The following is a 20,249-nucleotide window of genomic DNA, read 5'->3' on the forward strand; positions in this document are numbered from 1 at the left end:
ATTTCCAAATGAGTTTGATTGCCGCAGGCGGCGTATTCGTCGTCGGCGTCATTAGCTACAACAAGTGGCAAGAGTACAAGCTGAAAAGACGCGTCGAGCGCGCCTTTGATGGCCAGCACGACGATGTCCTGATGCGTGCCGACGACGGCGTGCGCGCCGAACCGCGCTTCCACATGGACGACGTGCCGATGCCGGACGCCGGCTCCGGCGCTTACGGCGTGCCGGAACATATCGGCAGCCATGTCGGCGGCGTCTCCGCGCCTAGTTTTGCTCCGGATAGCGATGAACCAGCTGCGCCAGTGCGCACCGCCGATGCGGATGTGCCGGCCGAGGAACTGGCGACTTGCCTGGTCGACCCGCTGATCGATTGCCTGCTGCCGCTGGAACTGGAAGCGCCTTCGCGCGGCGAGAAGCTGCTGCCTGCGCTGCAAAAGCTGCGCTTTGTCGGCAACAAGCCGGTTCACTTCATCGGCCTGGCCGTGAGCGGTGATTGGGAGCCTGTGCGCCACGGCGTGGTGTACACCAAGCTGCAGGGTGGCGTGCAACTGGCCAGCCGCAGCACCGCGCTGAACGAACTGGAATACTCCGAACTAGTTACCCGCCTGCGCAGCGTATCCGACGAGATTGGCGCAGAGCCGCAAATCCCGGACATGATCGAGGTAATGCAGGACGCGAAAAACCTGCACCGCTTCGTCGCCAACCATGACGCGCAACTGGGCGTGAACCTGGCGTCCAACGGCGCCCCATGGAATATCGCAACGCTGCTGGGCGCACTGGAAAAACTAGGCTTCGACGTACGTCCAGACGGCCGTTACGCCATGCCGGACGGCGAGGGCGGTCACCTGTTCTCCCTGTCCACCAACGTTACCTTGGCCGAGGAAACCACTTCGCGCCTGACGCTGCTGCTCGACGTGCCATGCGTGGCTCCGGTACGCGACGGCTTCGGCTCGATGATCGCCTGCGCCAAGAACCTGATGGCCCGCCTCGACGCGACCATCGTGGACGACGCTAACCAGCCGCTGGCTGACGAAACTCTGGCCAGCATCGCCGGCCAGGTAAAAGAGTTTTACGACGACATGGCAGCATCGGATATTCCGGCCGGTTCCACCCGCGCGCTGCGCCTGTTCAGCTGATCAGAAACATGAGCAACACCCAACACGCAACACCCGCCGAACGCGCCGCCTGGCTGACGGCGGAACTGAACCGCCACCTGCACGCTTACCACGTGCTCGACGCGCCAACCGTTCCCGACGCGGAGTACGACAAGCTGTTCGTTGAGCTGCAATCGATCGAGGCAGTCCATCCCGAACTGCAGGCGCCGGATTCGCCGACCCTGCGCGTTGGCGCACCGCCGCTGGCGGAATTCGCTTCAGTCACCCACGCCGTGCCGATGCTGTCGCTGAACAACGGCTTCAATGACGAAGATATCGAGAACTTCGACCGCCGCGTGCGCGAGGGCCTGGACGCGGTGCAACTGGTCGAATACGCCACTGAAGCCAAGTTCGACGGCCTGGCGATCAACCTGCGCTACGAGAACGGCGTCTTCGTCCAAGCGGCCACGCGCGGCGATGGCTACACCGGAGAAGACGTCACCGCCAATATCCGCACCATTAAAGGCATTCCGCTGCGCCTGAATAGCGACGCACCGCCGCCGGTGCTGGAAGTGCGTGGTGAAGTGCTGATGTTCAAGGCCGATTTCGCAGCACTGAACGCCCGCCAGCGCGAGCTGGGGCAGAAAGAGTTCGTCAACCCGCGCAATGCCGCGGCGGGCGCGCTGCGCCAGCTCGACTCGCGCATCACCGCTGCACGCAAGCTCAGTTTCTACGCCTACGGCATCGGCGAACTAACCGGCGCCGAACTGCCAGCGACGCACAGTGCGCTGCTTGACTGGTACGCCGAACTTGGCCTGCCTGTTTGCGCCGAGCGTGATGTGGTGCTGGGCAAAGATGGCTTGCTGGGTTATTACGAGCGTATCGGCAAGGCGCGCCCTTCGCTGCCTTACGAAATCGATGGTGTCGTCTACAAGACCAACCGTTTCGAAGATCAGCGCGCGCTGGGCTTCGTTTCCCGCGCGCCGCGTTTCGCGCTGGCGCATAAATTCCCGGCGGAAGAGGCGCTGACCACGGTGCAGGCCATCGAAGTGCAGGTTGGCCGCACCGGCGCGATCACGCCTGTGGCGCGCCTGGCGCCCGTGTTCGTTGGCGGTGTGACCGTCACCAACGCCACGCTGCACAATGAAGATGAAGTGCGCCGCAAGGACGTGCGCGTTGGCGACACCGTGATTGTGCGCCGAGCCGGCGACGTGATCCCGGAAGTGCTGTCCGTGGTGCTGGACAAGCGTCCATCGCCGGAACCGATGGCGTGGGCGCTACCGACCGAATGCCCGGTCTGCGGCTCGCACGTCGTGCGCGAACCTGATGAAGCCGTGGCGCGCTGCTCCGGCGGTTTGTTCTGCTCGGCCCAGCGCAAGGAGGCGATCCGCCACTTCTGCGGCCGCCGCATGATGGACATCGAAGGCCTGGGCGACCGCTATATCGACAACCTGGTCGAGTGCAACCTTGTGCACGGTGTGGCGGACCTGTTCCGCCTGACGCTGGACGACATGCTGAAAATGAAGCGCCTGGCCGACGAGCGCGAAGGTACGACACCGGAAACCGTGGCCCAGGGCAAGGTGCCGACCAAATGGGCGGAAAACCTGTTGGACGCGATCGCCGCCAGCAAGAACCCTCCACTGGAACGCCTGCTGTTCGCACTGGGCATCCGCCACGTCGGCGAATCCACCGCCAAGACCCTGGCCGACTGGCTGGGTAAGCTGGAATTGATCCGCAGGGCGCCAGTGGCATTGCTGCGCGTGCTGCCGGACATTGGCGGCACGGTAGCCGAATCGATTGCCGACTTCTTCGCCGAAGAACGCAACCAGGAAGCACTGGACGCGCTGCTGGCCGCAGGCGTGGCGCCGAAAGGCGAACATGCACCAAAGGCCGCGTTGCGCGAAAAGCTTGATCCTGTGGCGCTGCTGGCGGCCCTCGGCATCCCGAAGATGACCGAGCCGCGTGCGCGGCAGTTGGTGGAGCAAGGCATGACGCTGGAGGCGTTGTCCCACCTGACGATCTACAACGTGTTCGGCTTGCCGGCGACGGTCGAGCAGGGGCTCGAGGCCTGGCTCGGCGAGCAAGCGAACCGCGACTCGCTGCTTGCCCTGCACGAGTTGCGCGAAGCATTGCTGGCGCAACTGCCGGAAGTGGCCGACGCTGAAGGCGCGATGACGGGCAAAACTTTCGTACTCACCGGCACGCTGCCGACCATGAGCCGCGACCAGGCGCAAGCCCTGATCGAATCGGCGGGCGGCAAGGTCTCCGGTTCGGTATCGAAGAAAACATCCTATGTCGTCGCAGGCGCGGAAGCCGGCAGCAAGCTGGCCAAAGCCGAAGAACTGGGCGTCACCATTCTTGATGAAGCGGGCTTGCTCGCACTGCTGGGAGGCTGAGCATGGCAGTTCGTGAAATCCTGAAAATGGGCGACCCAAGGCTGCTGCGCGTGGCCGAACCGGTGCGCGAGTTCAATACCAAGGAACTGCACGCCCTGATTATCGACATGTTCGACACCATGCACGCAGCGAACGGCGCCGGCCTGGCCGCGCCGCAGATTGGCGTGAACCTGCAACTGGTGATTTACGGCTTCAAAGCCAACACGCGCTATCCGGATGCACCGCAAGTGCCTGAAACGGTGCTGATCAACCCTGTATTGACGCCAATCAGCGACGACATGGAAGAAGGCTTTGAGGGCTGTCTGTCGGTGCCGGGCCTGCGCGGCAGTGTGCCGCGCTATACCGAGCTCCATTACGAAGGCTACGACCAGTTCGGCGAACGTATTGTGCGCGATGCCGATGGCTTCCATGCGCGCGTGGTTCAGCATGAGGTGGACCACTTGCTGGGCATTCTCTACCCAGCACGGATTCGCGACTTCTCCAAGTTCGGATTTACCTCGGTGTTGTTCCCCGACCTCGATCCAGGCGACGACGACTGATTTGTTGGCGGCGCCGGGAAATCTGGCGTAATATCCCCGCCAATTTGCATCCTTATCAACACAACGGATTTCCCCAGATGAGCAACTCGTCGCAAAACAACCCGCTCGAATTTAGTATCCGCGGCATTGTCCTCGGCATCCTGATTACCCTGGTCTTCACTGCGGCGCAGGTTTACCTGGGCCTGAAAGTCGGCCTGACCTTCGCCACCTCGATTCCTGCCGCCGTGATTTCCATGGCCCTGCTTAGCGCATTCAAGGATGCGACGATCCAGGAAAACAATATCGTTCAGACCATCGCTTCGGCGGCGGGCACGCTGGCGTCGGTGATCTTTGTGCTGCCAGGCCTGCTGATGATCGGCTGGTGGGCGAAAATCCCGTTCTGGCCGACCTTTGGCGCTTGCGCCATTGGCGGCGTGCTGGGCGTGATGTACACCATGCCGCTGCGCCGCGCGCTCGTGTCGCAATCGGACCTGCCATATCCTGAAGGTGTCGCTGCGGCGGAAGTGCTGAAAGTCGGCACCCAGTCGCGTTCCGGCGCGCAGGAAGGTAAAGCCGGCCTGTGGGCTGTGATCTGGGGCTCCGTTGCATCGGCCGTATTCGCCTTCCTCGGCGCGGCCAAGCTGATCGCTTCGGAAGTTGCCGCCTTCGTTCGCGTCGGTAGTGGTTCCACCGGCATGGGCGCTTCGAGCTCGCTGGCACTGATCGGCGCCGGTCACCTGATGGGTATCAGCGTCGGCATCGCCATGCTGGTAGGTCTGGTGATCGCCTGGGGAGTACTGGTACCGCTGCTGACCAATATGGACCCGCAGCCTGCCATGAGCGTTGCCGACCACGCGCTGCAAGTATGGAGCACCAAGGTGCGCATGATGGGCGCGGGCACGATCGGCGCCGCCGCTATCGTCACGCTGGCGACCCTGGGCAAGCCCGTGCTTGGCGGCCTGAAGTCGGCACTGGAAACCGCGCGCCGTGTGAAAGCGGGCGGTGCGGACGTGCCGCGTGAAGACAAGGATATCCCGGTATTTATCGTTGGCCTGGTAACCCTGCTGGCCATGGTGCCTGCCGGCTGGCTGCTGGCATCCTTCCTGGAAGGCGGCGTGCTGGCTTCCATTTCGACGCCGCTGGTGCTGGTTGGTATTGCCTACATCGCGCTGGCCGGTATGGCCGCCGCCGCTGTGTGCGGCTACATGGCTGGCCTGATCGGCTCGTCGAATTCGCCGGTGTCCGGCATCGCTATCCTGACCATCCTCGGCGCTGCGACTTCGGTTGGCGTGATTGGCCGCCATATCATGGGTCCGGATATTGCGCAGGCGCTGATTGCCTTCTCGCTCTTCGTCACCACCGTGGTGCTGGCAGTCGCCGTGATCGGTAACGACAACCTGCAGGACTTGAAGACAGGCCAACTGGTCGGCGCTACGCCTTGGAAGCAGCAGGTGGCGCTGATCATCGGCGTGTTCGCCGGCTCCTGCGTCGTTCCGCCAGTGCTGGAACTGCTGAACCATGCTTACGGTTTCGCCGGCGCACCTAATGCGAACGCGATCTCCGCGCAGCCGCTGTCTGCGCCGCAGGCAACCCTGATCTCGACTCTTGCCAAGGGCGTGATTGGCGGCGACCTGAAATGGGACCTGATCGGCTACGGCGCCCTGATCGGCCTGGTCCTGGTAGCAATTGACTTCTTCCTGAAGCGTTCCAGCAGCAATAAATACAGCTGCGCGCCGCTGGGCGTTGGCCTGGCGATCTACCTGCCTTCCGCAGTGACCTCGCCGGTGGTGGTTGGCGCAATCGCCGGCTACTTCTTCGACAAAGCCATGAAGGGTAAGAAGTACGGCGAAGGCGCTTCCCGCCTGGGCGTGCTGATCATGTCCGGCTTCATCGTTGGCGAAAGCCTGTTCAACGTAGCGCTGGCCGGCCTGATCGTCCTGTCCAATAATGGCGAGCCGCTGGCAATCAAAAACAGCATGACCGAAGCGACCACCATGCTGATCGCGCTGGCCGTTGCAGCCGTCGTGGTGGCGGGCTTGTACCGCTGGTCGGCAAATTCGGCGCGCGCTATCGAAGCTTGAACGTTGCAGGAGTGATCCTGAAGGAGTGTGACCATGACGCTATCGAGGATGGGGCAGGGCACATGGAATATGGGCGAACGCGCGGCCGACAAAGCGGCCGAGGTGCGCGCCCTGCAACTGGGCCTTGACCTGGGGATGACGGTGATCGACACGGCGGAAATGTATGCTGATGGCGGGGCCGAAAAAGTAGTCGGTACAGCGCTTGCGGGCCGCCGCAGCGAGGCCTATCTGGTCAGCAAGGTGCTGCCGCAGAACGCTTCCCGCAACGGCGTGGTGGCGGCATGCGAGAAAAGCCTCAAACGCATGAAGGTCGATCACATCGACCTTTATTTGCTCCACTGGCGCGGCAGCGTGCCGCTGGCTGAAACGCTTGAAGGGCTGACGGCCCTGAAGCAGGCCGGTAAGATTCACGAATACGGCGTCAGCAACTTCGATCTCTCCGATATGAAGGAAGCCGATGCGCTGCCGGGCGGCGAGGCCATCGAAGCCAACCAGGTGCTGTACAACCTGCGCCGGCGCGGCATCGAGTGGGATTTACTGCCGTGGTGCCAGGAGCGCGGCGTGCTGCTGATGGCCTACTCGCCGCTCGAAGCGGACCGCAAGGAGCAGCAACACCTGCTGTCCAATCCCGCCCTCGTGGCCATCGCCGCGCGCCACCAGGCCACGCCTGCGCAAATCGCGTTGGCCTGGCTGCTGCGTAAGGACGGTGTGCTGCCGATCCCAAAGGCGACCAGCGAGGCGCATGTGCGCGCCAACGCTGCGGCGATGATGCTGCGGCTGGACCAGGAAGACCTGGCATTGCTGGATAAATCCTTCGCGCCGCCGACACGGGCCACTCCGCTGGACATGCTTTAGCGCTGGCCGCCGCGAGTGGTCCTGAGCCGCTCCAGGATGCGCTGAAGTTCGTCCTGCATCTGCGGCGACAGGTTCTGGAACTGGCAGCCAATCTGCACCTGCTCGCCGAGCAGGAAGGAGCGGAACTGGCGCGCCAGGCGGATTTCCAGGTCGCAGATCAGCACCGAACCCGGACCCATATCAAGGCGCACACGCTGCAAGCGGCGGCCCACATGCAGTCCGACCGCATCGCGCGGTGCGCAGCGCATGCCTACGCCGCCAACGGCGAAATCGTATAATTGCATCTCATACGGCTTGCCATTCAGGACGAAGGAAGCGGTGTGGTAGGTGCCGAGCGGGGTTTCCAGGCGAGGAGCCGCGCGGCGGTTCAGCACCTGGCAGCGTTCCGGGAACTGCGCTGGAATCAGCGTCGGCTGCTCGGGCAGGGAATTCCATTGCGGGTCGTTCAGCTTGAACTGGAACTTGGCGCCGTGCAGCCACGCGACGAAAGTGCATTCGCCAGGCGGCAGCGAGGAGCCTTCATTGAGCTGGATGACAAAGTGCGGTAATTCTGGATCGACCGACAGCAAGCGCGCCAGCACAGCGTCGGCGCGATCTCTGTGATAAATGGAGATCGCATCGCCTGCTTCGGCCAGCTCGGCGAGCGCATCGCCGATTTCATCGGGGTCCACGATGTCATGTGGATTTGACCCCGCGTCCATCGGTTCCACCACGTCTTGTGGACGGGGCGGCCCCTTGCGGAGGTCGTTTTGCATTGGATCGTTCACAGCTCAGGTTCTCGTTTTTTAGGAGAAGACCCGGTTACTTTACCGCGTTCCGGCGTGCTCCGCTTGCTAAACGGCAATGAAAGCTGCTTTTCTGTTGCGTTGATGCCGACTCAGAAGCACTCGTCCGGGCTCAGGTAACGCCATTGTCCTTCAGGTAAGTTGCCAAGTTTTACACGACCAATGCGCACTCGCTTCAAGCCCACCACGCGCAGGCCGACCATCTCGCACATACGGCGGATCTGGCGCTTTTTGCCTTCGCGCAGGGTGAAACTGAGCTGGTCGTCGTTCTGCCAGCGCACCTTGGCCGGCAGCAGCGGCTTACCATCCATCCACAGTCCGTGGTTCAGCTTCTTCAATTCGCTGTCGGGCAGGCGGCCAGGCTTGGTGTATTCCACGCGTACCAGGTATTCCTTGTCAACGTGGGTGTTCTCGCCAATCAGCTGCTTCGCGACGCGGCCATCCTGGGTCAGCACGAGCAGGCCGACCGAATCGATGTCCAGGCGGCCCGCCGGCACAAGGCTGCGCAGCTGGTTGCGGTCGAAGCGTTCCGGCGCGCTGTCTTCGGCCCAGCGGTTCTCCGGCTTGATCAGGACCACTGCCGGCTGGTAGCCGTCTTCTGCCTGGCCGCTGACGTAGCCCACCGGCTTGTTGATCAGGATCGTGACGCGGCGCGCCTGTTCGGCCGCGGCCTGGCGCTCCACGGTGACTTTCTGGCTTGGATAGACTTTGGTGCCCAGTTCGGACACCACTTTGCCGTCCACGCGCACCCAGCCTTTGGCGATCCATTCATCGGCTTCACGGCGGGAACACAGGCCCAGTTCGGACATGCGCTTGGAGAGACGTAATAATTCTTCGGACATCAGATTTTCAGTGCTTCGAGTAAGTCGGTTTCCAGCTGCAGCTGGGTACGGGCATTGGCCAGCGCCGCGCCATCGACGATGAACACGTCTTCCACGCGTTCGCCGAGGGTCATGATCTTGGCCGTATGCAGGTTGATTTTGTATTTGGTCAGTACGTTCGCAATCGAATACAGCAAGCCGGTGCGGTCATTCGCCGCTACGGAGAGCAGGAAGTACTGTCCGCGTTCGTCGGGACGCAGGTCCACGGTCGGCTGTATCGGGAAGGTGCGCGACAGGCGCGACAGGCGTCCCTTGCTCGGCGCGGTCAGCGGGCCTTGCGTCACCAGCAGCTCGCACAGCTCATGCTCGATCAGGTTGATGATGTCGCGGTAGCTTTTGGCGAAATTCTGCTCGGTGACCAGGAAGGTATCCAGCGCATAGCCGTGCTTCGTGGTGTGGATCTTGGCATCGAGGATGCTGAAGTTCTTGCGGTCGAAGTAGGAGCAGATGCGCGCGAACAGGTCCGGCTGGTCCTTGATGTAGACAGCCACCTGCAAGCCTTCGCCAATCGGCGCCAGGCGCGCTTTCACTACCGGCTGTTCGCTGTCCAGGCGGTCCCACAGGGCGCGCGTCTGCCAGGCGATGTCGCTGGCGTCGTGGCGCAGGAAGTAGGCCAGGTCCAGCTGCTTCCACAGCGCTTCGTGCGCATCTGGCGGCAGGCCATACAGGCGCAACGTGGCCAGCGCTTCCTGCTGGCGGTTCTTCAGCTCGCGGTCGGTGGAGTGCGGTTCTCCGCCCAGCACGCGCAGCGTCATCTTGTACAGGTCTTCCAGCAGCTTGCCTTTCCAGGCGTTCCATACTTTCGGGCTGGTGCCGCGGATGTCGGCTACCGTCAGCAAATAGAGTGCGGTCAGGTGGCGCTCGTCGCGCACGGTCTTGGCGAAGGCCTGGATCACGTCCGGATCGGACATGTCCTGCTTCTGCGCCACGTGCGACATGGTCAGGTGCTGTTCGACCAGGAATGCCACCAGTTCAGTGTCTTCCTCGTTGATGCCATGCTCCTGGCAGAACTGCTCGACGTCGGCTACGCCGAGCTTTGAGTGGTCGCCGCCGCGGCCCTTGGCGATGTCGTGGAACAGCGCCGCTACGTACAACAGCCATGGCTGCGGGAAGTTCGCCATCAGCTGCGAGCAGAACGGATATTCGTGCGCGTGCTCGGTCATGGTGAAGCGGCGCATGTTACGCAGCACCATCATGATGTGCTGGTCCACCGTGTAGACGTGGAACAGGTCGTGCTGCATCTGGCCCGTGATCTTGCGGAAGCTTGGCAGGTAGCGGCCGAGGATGGACAGCTCGTTCATCCGGCGCATATTGTGGATGATGCCTTGCGGCGCCTGCAGGATGCGCAGGAAGTAAGCCTTGTTGACCGGATCGGCGCGGAAGCCGGCGTCGATCTTGAAGCGCTCGTGCCACAGCGCGCGCATGCTGCGGGCCGTCATGCCTTTGAGGGCAGGGCGCTCGCACAGCAGCACAAAGATTTCCATGATGGCCGACGGCGTTTTTTCAAACGTATCGTCATCGTTCATGTCGATCATGCCGTTCACTTCGCTGAAACGCTCGTTGATGCGGATCGGCTCTTCGTCGTGCGGGAACAGGTAGGACTCGATGTTCTGCAGCAGGATGGTGTTCAGCTGCACCACGGTCTTGGCAGCCCAGTAGTAGCGCTGCATCAGGTATTCGCTGGCGCGGCGCATGTGGACGCCGCTGCCGGTGGCTTTCAGGCCCAGGGTTTCGGCGACGGCGGTCTGCACGTCGAACACCAGGCGGTCTTCGCGGCGGCCGGCCACCAGGTGCAGGCGCACGCGGATATCCTTGAAGGCGCGTTCCTTTTCCATCAGCTGGCGTGCTTCGGTCTGGGTGATCAGGCCGCGCACGGCCAGGGTACGCCACGAGTTGGCCAGGCCGGCGGCCTTGGCCATCCATAGGATCACGTGCAGGTCGCGCAGGCCGCCCGGGCTTTCCTTGACGTTCGGCTCGAGGCTGAACGGCGTGTCCTCGTACTTGGCGTGGCGCTGGCGCATTTCGATGGTCTTGGCCTCGAAGAAGGCGCGTGGATCCATGGCCTTGTTGTAGGCGTCCTGCATCTGCGCGAACAGCACCATATTGCCGGTGATGATGCGCGCTTCCAGCAGGCTGGTTTGCACGGTGATGTCGGCCTTGGACTCGGCCAGGCATTCGTCGATGGTGCGGATGCTGTGGCCTACGTCCAGGCCCAGGTCCCACAGCAGCTGGACGAATTCTTCCAGTTTGCCGCGCGTGGCGTCGTCCGGCGACTCGTGTAGCAGGATCAGGACGTCGACATCGGAGTAGGGGAAAAGCTCGCCGCGGCCGTAGCCGCCGACCGCCACCAGGGCTGCTTGCGGCGGCAGGCGATTCGCCGCCCATGCCTGCGTGAGGACATCGTCTACGGAGCTGCGCAGGTTGCGCAGCAGCTTTTCAGGCATGCCATCTTCATGGAAGTTGGCAATGATGCGCTGGCGGTCCGACTTGAGCCGGGCCTTCAGCTGTTCCCGGAGATCCTTCTTCATCGCGGCGTGGGGCATGCGTGTATCGGCGGGATTAGGCTGCGGCTTGTTCGGTAACGAAGGCAGGCGGCGGAGGGCTGCCGGCGGACAGGGTGAACACTTCGTAACCGGTTTCGGTCACGACCAGGGTGTGCTCCCATTGTGCGGACAAGCTGCGGTCCTTGGTCTTGATGGTCCAGCCGTCAGGCATTTCCTTGATTTCGCGGCGGCCGGCGTTGATCATCGGTTCGATCGTGAAGACCATGCCCGCTTCCAGCACAGGGCCGGTGCCCGGTTTGCCGTAGTGGAGGATTTGCGGTTCTTCGTGGAAGACCTTGCCGATGCCGTGGCCGCAGAATTCGCGCACCACGCTGTAGCCGTTTTTCTCGGCATGCACCTGGATGGCGTGGCCGATGTCACCGAGGGTGGCGCCCGGCTTCACCTGCTCGATGCCGAGCCACATGCACTCGAAAGTCACGTCGGACAGGCGCTTGGCAAGGATCGACGGTTTGCCGATGAAGAACATGCGGCTGTTGTCGCCGTGGTAGCCGTCCTTGGTGATGACGGTGATGTCCAGGTTGACCACGTCGCCGTCCTTCAGCACCTTGTCGCCCGGGATGCCGTGGCAGATCACGTCGTTGACGGAGGTGCAGATGGCTTTAGGGTAGGGCGTATAGCCAGGCGGGCAGTAGTTCAACGGGGCTGGAACGGTGCCTTGCACATTGGTCATGTATTCGTGGCACAGGCGGTCCAGCTCACCGGTGGTAACGCCGGCTTTGACGAAGGGGGTGATGTAGTCGAGCACCTCGGAGCCAAGGCGGCCGGCCTCGCGCATGCCTGCGATGTCTTCGGGGGTTTTGATATTGATAGTCATGGATTCTGCTATGGGTGCGTAGTCCCCGTGATTATAAACGACAACGCTATGCCGGCTTGGGCCCTGACCCTGGTGCGATTGGCCCATGCCATGAAGCGGTCATAAATGCGATTTAGTATCCCGGGTTGCGTTTTTTCTTTTATGCGAAAGCTTATGCTTTGTTGTTCTTTCGTAAATTGTGCTGAAGTGTTGTTTTCTTTCGTTTAATCATGCGAAACGTAAATTTGCGGCGTTCGTGCGCATGATTTCTTGCAATAATTGACACACCCAAACCTGACCATAAGGAAACCCGATGTCCACTAGCCGCCGCAAGTTCCTTGGCATGGCCACCGCTGGCGCCGCCAGCACACTGTTCCCCGATCTGATCCGACAGGCGCTGGCCGTTCCGGCCTACAGCCCCACCGGCACCCTGGCCGATGTGCAGCATGTTGTGATCTTCATGCAGGAAAACCGAGCCTTCGACCACTATTTCGGTACCCTGGCCGGCGTGCGCGGCTTCAACGACCCGCGCGCCATTACGCTGCCGGGCGGGAAACCGGTCTGGTACCAGCCTAACAGCGGCAGCGGCTATGTGCTGCCGTTCCATTTCGACGCCAAGAACACCAGCGCGCTCTCGCTGGGCACCAACCATAGCTGGAAAGGCTCGCAAACCACCTGGCAGGGCTGGGACGCCTGGGTCAAGCAGAAGACCGCGCAGAGCATGGGCTATTTCGATCGCGGCGACCTGCCGTTCTACTATGCGCTGGCGGACGCGTTTACTATTTGCGACGACTACCATTGCTCGATCTTCGGCGCCACCGACCCGAACCGCATGTACTCGCTGACTGGCACCAACCAGAATTGGCAGTCGTCGATGGGAAGCTTGTACAACATCGATTCCGCTGGCTATTACAACAACGAGCCTCAGTACGACAACATCACGCCGACCGTGACGGCCAGTGCGCCGAACTGGCGCACTTACGCGGAGGTGCTGGAGGCGAACAGCGTGAGCTGGAAGGTCTACCAGGAGTGGGACAACTACGGCGACAACTACCTGGCCTACTTCCGCAATTTCCGCGTCAACGCCGACGGTACTCGCCTGTCGCAAAGCAGCCCGCTGTACCAGAAGGGCCGCGTGATCGCGCCTGGCTCCACCGAGGCAAATTCCAAGGGCACCAAGGCCGACTGGCTGGTGGCTTCGTTTGCCGATGATGTGCGCAATAACCGCCTGCCGCAAGTCTCCTGGATCTGCGCGCCGAACGATTATACCGAGCACTCGCCGAATTCGCCCAACGCCGGCGAGAACCTGACTGCGCGCCTGCTGGCGGCCCTGGTCGCCAATCCGGATGTTTGGTCGAAAACCGTCTTCCTGCTCACTTACGACGAGAACGATGGTTTCTTCGACCACGTGCCGTCGCACCTGGCGCCGCTGAACACCGGCATGGGCCGTGCCACCATGGCCGATGTGGGCCAGTACGAAAACTACAGCGGCGTGCCGGTCGGCCTTGGGCCGCGCGTGCCGATGCTGGTGATTTCGCCGTGGAGCAAAGGCGGGCGCGTTTGTTCGCAATTGTTCGACCACACTTCCAAGCTGCGCTTCCTGGAAGAGTGGCTGGTGGCGGGGCTTGGCAAGCAGCGCGCCAGCATCGCTTGCGAGAACATTTCGCCGTGGCGCAGGGCAGTCTGCGGCGACCTGACCTCCGCCTTTGATTTCAAGACGCCGAATACGAGCTGGCCATCGACTGTGCCGAAGACGACGACCTACCAGCTGGTGTCGGGCAAGCCGTATCCTCAGCCGCCAGCGGTGCAGGCCCTGCCCGCGCAGGAGGCCGGAAGTCCGCGCTATTCCTGCCCCTTGCCGTATGCGTTTGCGGCAACCGCCCGTGTGGCGTCGTCAAAGCAGGTGGAGCTGTCGTTCTTCAACCAGGGCGGGGCAGGCAGCGCCTTCATCGTTTATTCGCAAGCCCGCAATGACGGGCCGTGGTACTACACCGTCGAGGCGGGGAAGAAGATCGAACGCGAAGTCTGGAACTGGAGCTCGGCGAATTACCATCTGGACGTGGTGGGGCCAAATGGCTTCAAGCGTGAATTTGCCGGCGTGCTGGCGCTGGCCACGGCTTCCGGCGGCGCCCGTCCGGAAGCGTGGTTGAATCCGAATGTTCCGGCAATGTCGGTCGATGTGGTGCTTTCCAACGTCGATGGCCTGCGTGCCGCCTCCTTCAAGGTGAGCGACAATGCCTACGGGCGCGCAGCGAGCACCCATACGGTCGCCGCCGGCCAGCAACTGACGGTCAGCGTGGCGGTCAGCGCGAGCTACGGCTGGTATGACTTGTCCGTGACCTGCGACTTCGACGCGCAATACCTGCGCCGCATGGCTGGCCGACTGGAAAACGGCCTCGCGAGCCGCACCGACCCTGTCCTGGGCCGCACAGTGGCCGGCCCGCAGGCGACGTTCGCAGCCAGCGCGGCGAGCGTGCCTGCCGGCACGCCGATCAGCTTTAATTACACGGTGCCGGCGGCCCAGGTGAACAGCAAGAACTGGATCGGTATTTATCGCAGCGGCGTTACGCCTGGTTCGACCGCTTCGGCGTCCTGGCAGTACGTCACCAATGGTGCGGGCAGTGCTTCATTCTCGACCAGCGGGCTGGCGGCAGGCAGCTACGCAGCCTGGCTGCTCTATAACGATGGTTATACCGCCCTGGCCAATCCGGCGGCATTTTCAGTGACCTGATGGATGTGTGCAATTGTGCTGATTTCCGCACTGTGCACTTATAAATTCATCAAGACTTGCACAATCGTGCGTGTTTAACTCTCCGTTCCTTACAACAAGAAACGGAGAGACCGAAATGCGCTTGAAAGTTGCAACTGCAGCAGTGATGTTGTTGGCCAGCCTGTTCGCGCAGGCTGGTATTCCTTACAAGGACAGCGTGTATGAGTTCAAACAGCCGGGCGGCGAAAAGCTGCGCGTGCACCTGGACGGTAACGACTACTACGCCGAGCAGCGTACCGACGATGGTTCGCTGATCATCTTCGACGCCGCGAAAAAGGGCTTCTGCTACGCCACGGTGAATGCTGCTGGCGACGAGCTGGTGTCGACCGGCGTGCTGGCGACCAACGCCAAAGCCCGCAGCTTGAATGGAACGGCCAAGAAGCAGGAAGGCCTGAACCAGGACGCCCGCGCCCGCAAGGCCAAGGAAAAGTTCGAGAAGATGAATGGGCGCACGCTGGAAAGCGCCCGCAAATCGGCGAGCATCGCAGCCAATGCGCCGCAGTCCCTGGCGGCAGCCGTGACGGGGCAGGTGAAGGGCCTGACCGTGATCATCGATTTCCCGGACGTGCCGGGCACGATCACGCAGGCGCAGGTGAATTCCTTCCTGAATGACATGCCTTACACCGGCTTCGGCAACGCGCAATCGGTGCGGGGCTATTGGCAGTCTGCGTCGGGCGGTAAGCTGGATTACACCAACACCACGACGATCTATTACCGCGCTAAGAAGAACAAGGCCTACTACGCCGACAGCACCCTGGATTCCGGCGTCCGTTCGCAGGAGCTGATCACCGAAGCGCTGAACTGGCTGGAATACACCCAGGGCTTCAACTTTGCGTCCCTGAGCGTCGATGCCAACAAGCGCATTCGCGGCCTGAACTTCTTCTATGCCGGCGGCTCGGACAGCGCCTGGTCCAAAGGCCTGTGGCCGCATATGGGCTGGCTGAATAACCAGTTCTGCGCGGATGGCGTCTGCACCGGCTACTACCAGATCACCAATATGGGCAACTCGCTGGCGATCGGCACCTTTTCTCATGAGACAGGGCACTTGGTGATGGGGTGGCCGGACCTTTACGACTACGACGGCAGTTCCGAAGGCTCGGCGGCCAGCTATTGCATCATGGGCTTTGGCAGTATTGGTGCACAGAGCCAGTATCGCCCGGTTCCGCCGAATGGCTTCTTCCGCTACCAGGTTGGCTGGGATACTGTGACGGAGCTGAATCCGGTGCTGAATGCCAGTGCGCCAAAAGGCCGTTTGAGCCATACCTCCGGCTCGCATAGCCTGTACCGCTGGACCAATCCGGCCAAGCAGGACGAAGCCTTCTACATCGAGGCGATCTATAGAGCCGACCAGAACCTGTACCAGCTAGGTTCGGGCCTGGCGGTGTGGCACATCGACCCGGCGGGTAACAATTCGGACGAGTGGCACCCGTATGTGCAGATGGAACACGCAGACGGCCGCCGCGATCCTGAGTACAACGTCAATCGCGGCGATGCGACCGACCTGTATGACGGCGCGATCTACAAGGCTTTCTACGATACGGTGCCGAATAACTACGCTTCGCGCGGCACCAATTCGCGCTGGTGGAACGGCAGCGGCTCGAACTTCGGCCTCGCCAATATCAGCGCTGCCGCGCAGACGATCTCGTTTGATGTGGTGAAGGGCGATGGTACGGCTGCCGGCGACACGTACACCGGTTATCTGTCGGGCGCAAACGCCTCCGCCATCCAGCCATCGCCATACTTCTACTACAACGGCGGCACGATCAAAGCCAACTTGTCCGGCCCGGCGAACGGCGCTGACTTTGACCTGAAGCTGGAGCAGTGGAGCGGCAGTGCGTGGGTGCAGGTGGCATCCTCGACCAGCCCGACGTCGGCCGAGTCGATCACCTACAACGCCGCGGCAGCCTACTACCGGATCACCGTGTATAGCTACAGCGGCGCAGGCAACTACACGCTGACCGTCACCAAGTAATTCGCTTAGTGGACCCTTGCAGCTCGCTGCTCTGCGAGCTGCCTTTTTATTTCATCGATGTCGGCCTGCATCTTGAGTATGGGAGGCGATGTCTTTTGGCCGAGCTCGATTGCAGCGAATATATTCTGCATGAGCGCGGCATTGAAGGCGGCGGCACCGAATACAGTGCTGAGGGTGGCGGCTATCGCGGTGGTAATGACCGTACGCTTAAGGCTCACCATTCCAGCCTCAATGCGATCCATGGTCCTTTGCATGTGTTCAAAACGCTCGCGCGTGGCGGCTTCGCGCTCTTCCGCAAGTTTGCGCGCAGCAGCTTCGCGCCGATCAGCGAGCTGGCGAGCGGCGGTTTCGCGTTCACGTGAGGCGGCTTCGCACTCACGTGCAGCGGCTTCGCGTTCATCCGCGCGCGCCGTATAGGCTTCCATTGTTGCACGAAACTCTGCGAGCTTCAGGTCGCTGCGCGCTTCGGCAAGTGCGGCGTTCGAGTCGACGTACTGTTTGATGGCGGGATCCATGATTTCATCTTCGGCGGGGAGGGGAGTGATGTCAACCAAGCTCATGAGGGCACCGCAATGTGTTTCCTCATTTTGGCGACGCTCCCCGGCGCCCGTTTAGATCAAAATCAAGCTTTTTCCTTGCTTTCCGCCAGGTGGTGAGCCACGAGTGCGTTGGCGTGGCCGTGGCCCATGCCGTGGTCGGTTTTCAGTATCGACACCATGTCCATATGCTTCATACCCTGCATGCCTTTCAGTAGCTTGAGCCAATGTTCGACCGGCTTGCCGTACTTGGCTTCGATTGAAGGGAAGTAGGAGGATGGGGAACCCATGACCGTCTCCTTACTGTTCAACCAGTAAAGCCAGCAAGGCCAGCGACTGCTGCCAGCCCACATAGCACTGATCGGCGGGAATCACAGCCGGTACGCCTTCCTGCACGATGTCGACATCCGTGCCGCAGGAAACCGCGCGCAGCGTGATCGTGGTCTGCATCTGCCCCGGCAGGTTCGGATCATCGAAGACCGCGGTGTAGCGGATCTTCTCGCCCGGATGCAGTTCCAGGTACTCGCCGCCGAACGAATGCGTGAAGCCGGTGCCCAGGTCAGTGAAGGACATGCGGTACTTGCCGCCCACGCGTGCATCCATTTCGTGGACTTCGCCCAGGTAGCCGTTTGGCGGCAGCCATTTGTTGAAGGCCGAAGCCGTGGTCCACGCCTTGTAAATGCGTTCCGGGGAAGCGCGCAGGACGCGGTGCAGTTTGATGGTGTTGGTGCTTGCCATTTTGAGTCTCCTTGAGGGTGGTTTGTATAGCCACGACGCGCCAGCTCGCCCAAATTCGACACGGGAGCGCGAAATTTTTTGTATTCATTGTCAAGTTTGCACTAAAATGCTGCCCGTTGCATGCCCTGCAGAGCAGTAACACGCTTGCATGACTACCCCAAAACAAGCTAAAATCGATGGTTGCCTGAACTCTGTTCTTGCAATGTTGTAAATTTTCTTATTTTATAAACCCGAATCCCCCCAACAAGGGTGCCCGCAAGGGTCACTGGGCGGATTCCAGACCAAACCCTGGAGTAAATAATGTCTGTAACGATGCGTGAAATGCTGGAAGCCGGCGTCCATTTCGGTCACCAAACCCGTTTCTGGAACCCAAAGATGGCTCCGTTCATCTTCGGCCACCGCAACAAGATTCACATCATCAACCTGGAAAAGACCCTGGCCATGTACCAGGACGCGATGAAAACCATCCGTCAAATCTCCGCTTCCCGTGGCACCATCATGATGGTTGGCACCAAGCGCCAGGCTCGCGACATCATCGCTGCTGAAGCTCAGCGCGCCGGTGTTCCGTTTGTTGACCAGCGTTGGCTGGGCGGCATGCTGACCAACTTCAAGACCATCAAGACCTCGATCAAGCGCCTGAAAGACATGGAAGCCGCGATCGAAGACGGTTCCGTCGAGAAGCTGTCGAAGAAAGAAGCGCTGCTGTTCCGTCGCGAACTGGACAAGCTGCAGAAATCCATCGGCGGCATCAAGGATATGGGCGGTGTTCCTGACGCAATCTTCGTGGTTGACGTTGGTTACCACAAAGGCGCGATCACCGAAGCCGCTAAGCTGGGCATCCCAGTGATCGGCGTGGTCGATACCAACCACTCTCCAGAAGGCGTGACCCACGTTATCCCTGGTAACGATGACTCCTCCAAAGCGATCACCCTGTACGCCCGCGGCGTTGCAGATGCGATCCTGGAAGGTCGTGCAAACGCTACCACTGAAGTCCTGGAATCCATCAAGACTGCAGCTGGCGACGAGTTCGTAGAAGTTAACGAGCAGGCTTAATTGCCTGGCTGCCGCAAGGCGGCTTCAGCTTGAGAAAGGGGTGGCCCACCAGCTCCCCCTTTTTTTTAAACAGAATCCCCCGGACGAGCAGGCTGCCTTTGGCGCCGCCCCGGACTGAAATCCCAATCGAATACAGGAGAATCACATGGCAGCAATTACTGCAGCAATGGTAGGTGAACTGCGCGCTAAGACCGACGCGCCAATGATGGAATGCAAAAAAGCGCTGACCGAAGCCGGCGGCGACATGGACAAAGCAGAAGAACTGCTGCGCGTTAAGCTGGGCGGCAAAGCTGCCAAAGCGTCCGCACGCGTTACCGCAGAAGGCGTGGTTGCTTCCTTCATCTCCGGCGGCGTTGGCGCCCTGGTAGAGGTGAACTCCGAGACCGACTTCGTTGCTAAAAACGACGACTTCCTGGCCCTGGCTGCCTTGGCTGCCAAGCTGGCCGCTGAACAGAACCCAGCTGACGTTGCTGCCCTGCTGGCCCTGCCAGCTGGCAACGGCCAGACCCTGGACGAAGTGCGCGCTGCCCTGGTTGGCAAAATCGGCGAAAACATGTCGATCCGTCGCTTCCAGCGTTTCGAAACCACCGGCAAGCTGGCTTCCTACCTGCACGGCACCAAGATCGGCGTGATCGTTGAATTCGACGGCGCTGACGAGCAAGTTGGTAAAGACGTGGCCATGCACATCGCTGCAATGAAGCCGGTTGCCCTGTCGTCCGAGCAAGTTCCTGCCGACCTGATCGCTAAAGAGCGCTCGGTTGCCCAGGCTAAGTCCGACGAAGATGCAGCTGCTGCAGTTGCCGCTGGCAAGCCAGCCCAGCCAGCAGACATCGTTGCCAAGCGCATCGATGGCGCCGTTGCCAAGTACCTGAAAGAAGTGTCCCTGATGAACCAGGCTTTCGTGAAAAACGACAAGCAGTCCATCGAGCAGATGCTGAAAGCCGCAAGCACCACCGTCAAGGGCTTCACCATGTACGTGGTTGGCGAAGGCATCGAGAAGAAAGTTGACGATTTCGCGGCGGAAGTCGCAGCCCAAATGGCTGCCTCCAAAGGCGCTTAATCAAGAGAACGGGCCGCAAGGCCCGTTTTTTTAAGCCTGCAGTAAAGGGTTGTTAAGGCTTTTTTAAGGCTTTCAATCCGGAATTAAACGGTGGACAATGGCATTTCCGTTATCATTGCCGCCGAAGCCACACCGAACAAAACATTTAAAAGGAGC

Annotated in this window: 16 protein-coding genes; 9 read left to right on the plus strand and 7 right to left on the minus strand. The window is 61.1% G+C overall.

What is annotated here, in order from left to right:
• Nucleotides 1–8: 8 nt before the first annotated feature.
• The 5 genes from AC1RTP_RS06320 to AC1RTP_RS06340 all read left to right on the plus strand — a co-directional run bounded on the left by AC1RTP_RS06320 (nt 9) and on the right by AC1RTP_RS06340 (nt 6,941).
• Nucleotides 9–1,133, plus strand: a complete 1,125-nt coding sequence (locus AC1RTP_RS06320; RefSeq protein ID WP_498605710.1) for a cell division protein ZipA C-terminal FtsZ-binding domain-containing protein — start codon at nt 9–11, stop codon at nt 1,131–1,133.
• A gap of 8 nt (nt 1,134–1,141) precedes the next feature.
• A complete protein-coding gene (gene ligA, locus AC1RTP_RS06325; RefSeq protein WP_498605711.1) occupies nt 1,142–3,487 on the plus strand; it encodes an NAD-dependent DNA ligase LigA in 2,346 nt (781 codons plus the stop codon).
• Nucleotides 3,488–3,489: 2 nt separating this feature from the next.
• On the plus strand, nt 3,490–4,026 hold the full coding sequence (gene def, locus AC1RTP_RS06330) for a peptide deformylase (RefSeq protein ID WP_498605712.1): 537 nt from the start codon (nt 3,490–3,492) through the stop codon (nt 4,024–4,026).
• Nucleotides 4,027–4,103: 77 nt separating this feature from the next.
• Nucleotides 4,104–6,086: an OPT family oligopeptide transporter gene (locus AC1RTP_RS06335; RefSeq protein ID WP_498605713.1), complete on the plus strand. Its 1,983-nt coding sequence runs from the start codon at nt 4,104–4,106 to the stop codon at nt 6,084–6,086.
• 33 nt (nt 6,087–6,119) lie between these two features.
• Nucleotides 6,120–6,941 (plus strand): aldo/keto reductase, encoded by an 822-nt coding sequence (locus AC1RTP_RS06340; RefSeq protein WP_498605714.1) that lies wholly within the window; start codon nt 6,120–6,122, stop codon nt 6,939–6,941.
• Here the strand turns inward: AC1RTP_RS06340 and AC1RTP_RS06345 are convergent.
• The 4 genes from AC1RTP_RS06345 to map form a co-directional block, all read right to left on the minus strand.
• Nucleotides 6,938–7,696 (minus strand): flagellar brake protein, encoded by a 759-nt coding sequence (locus tag AC1RTP_RS06345; protein WP_498605715.1) that lies wholly within the window; start codon nt 7,694–7,696, stop codon nt 6,938–6,940. The genes AC1RTP_RS06340 and AC1RTP_RS06345 overlap by 4 nt on opposite strands.
• Before the next feature lie 122 nt (nt 7,697–7,818).
• The gene (locus AC1RTP_RS06350) at nt 7,819–8,568 is read right to left on the minus strand and encodes a pseudouridine synthase (RefSeq protein ID WP_498605716.1); all 750 of its coding nucleotides are present in this window, start codon (nt 8,566–8,568) and stop codon (nt 7,819–7,821) included.
• Nucleotides 8,568–11,150: a [protein-PII] uridylyltransferase gene (locus tag AC1RTP_RS06355; RefSeq protein WP_498605717.1), complete on the minus strand. Its 2,583-nt coding sequence runs from the start codon at nt 11,148–11,150 to the stop codon at nt 8,568–8,570. The genes AC1RTP_RS06350 and AC1RTP_RS06355 overlap by 1 nt, the downstream gene beginning before the upstream one ends.
• Nucleotides 11,151–11,166: 16 nt before the next feature.
• A complete protein-coding gene (map, locus tag AC1RTP_RS06360; protein ID WP_498605718.1) occupies nt 11,167–11,985 on the minus strand; it encodes a type I methionyl aminopeptidase in 819 nt (272 codons plus the stop codon).
• 292 nt (nt 11,986–12,277) lie between these two features.
• Between map and AC1RTP_RS06365 the strand changes: the two genes are divergently transcribed.
• Entirely contained in the window at nt 12,278–14,695 is a 2,418-nt protein-coding gene (locus AC1RTP_RS06365) for a phosphocholine-specific phospholipase C (protein WP_498605719.1), read from the plus strand.
• A 115-nt stretch (nt 14,696–14,810) separates the two neighbouring features.
• Complete coding sequence (locus AC1RTP_RS06370) at nt 14,811–16,706, plus strand: M6 family metalloprotease domain-containing protein (RefSeq protein WP_498605720.1); 1,896 nt, start codon at nt 14,811–14,813, stop codon at nt 16,704–16,706.
• Nucleotides 16,707–16,711: 5 nt separating this feature from the next.
• Here the strand turns inward: AC1RTP_RS06370 and AC1RTP_RS06375 are convergent, their stop codons facing one another.
• The 3 genes from AC1RTP_RS06375 to AC1RTP_RS06385 all read right to left on the minus strand — a co-directional run bounded on the left by AC1RTP_RS06375 (nt 16,712) and on the right by AC1RTP_RS06385 (nt 17,980).
• Entirely contained in the window at nt 16,712–17,266 is a 555-nt protein-coding gene (locus tag AC1RTP_RS06375) for a hypothetical protein (RefSeq protein WP_498605721.1), read from the minus strand.
• 62 nt (nt 17,267–17,328) lie between these two features.
• On the minus strand, nt 17,329–17,532 hold the full coding sequence (locus AC1RTP_RS06380; RefSeq protein WP_498605722.1) for a DUF4287 domain-containing protein: 204 nt from the start codon (nt 17,530–17,532) through the stop codon (nt 17,329–17,331).
• A gap of 10 nt (nt 17,533–17,542) precedes the next feature.
• Nucleotides 17,543–17,980: an SRPBCC family protein gene (locus tag AC1RTP_RS06385; RefSeq protein ID WP_498605723.1), complete on the minus strand. Its 438-nt coding sequence runs from the start codon at nt 17,978–17,980 to the stop codon at nt 17,543–17,545.
• A gap of 300 nt (nt 17,981–18,280) precedes the next feature.
• Between AC1RTP_RS06385 and rpsB the strand changes: the two genes are divergently transcribed.
• Together rpsB and tsf are read left to right on the plus strand one after the other, a co-directional pair.
• Nucleotides 18,281–19,033 (plus strand): 30S ribosomal protein S2, encoded by a 753-nt coding sequence (gene rpsB / locus AC1RTP_RS06390; RefSeq protein ID WP_057262713.1) that lies wholly within the window; start codon nt 18,281–18,283, stop codon nt 19,031–19,033.
• Between the two features lie 145 nt (nt 19,034–19,178).
• Entirely contained in the window at nt 19,179–20,093 is a 915-nt protein-coding gene (tsf, locus tag AC1RTP_RS06395; RefSeq protein ID WP_498605724.1) for a translation elongation factor Ts, read from the plus strand.
• Nucleotides 20,094–20,249: the final 156 nt, after the last annotated feature.

The sequence above is a fragment of the Pseudoduganella sp. GW821-FHT11H04 genome (assembly GCF_058807935.1).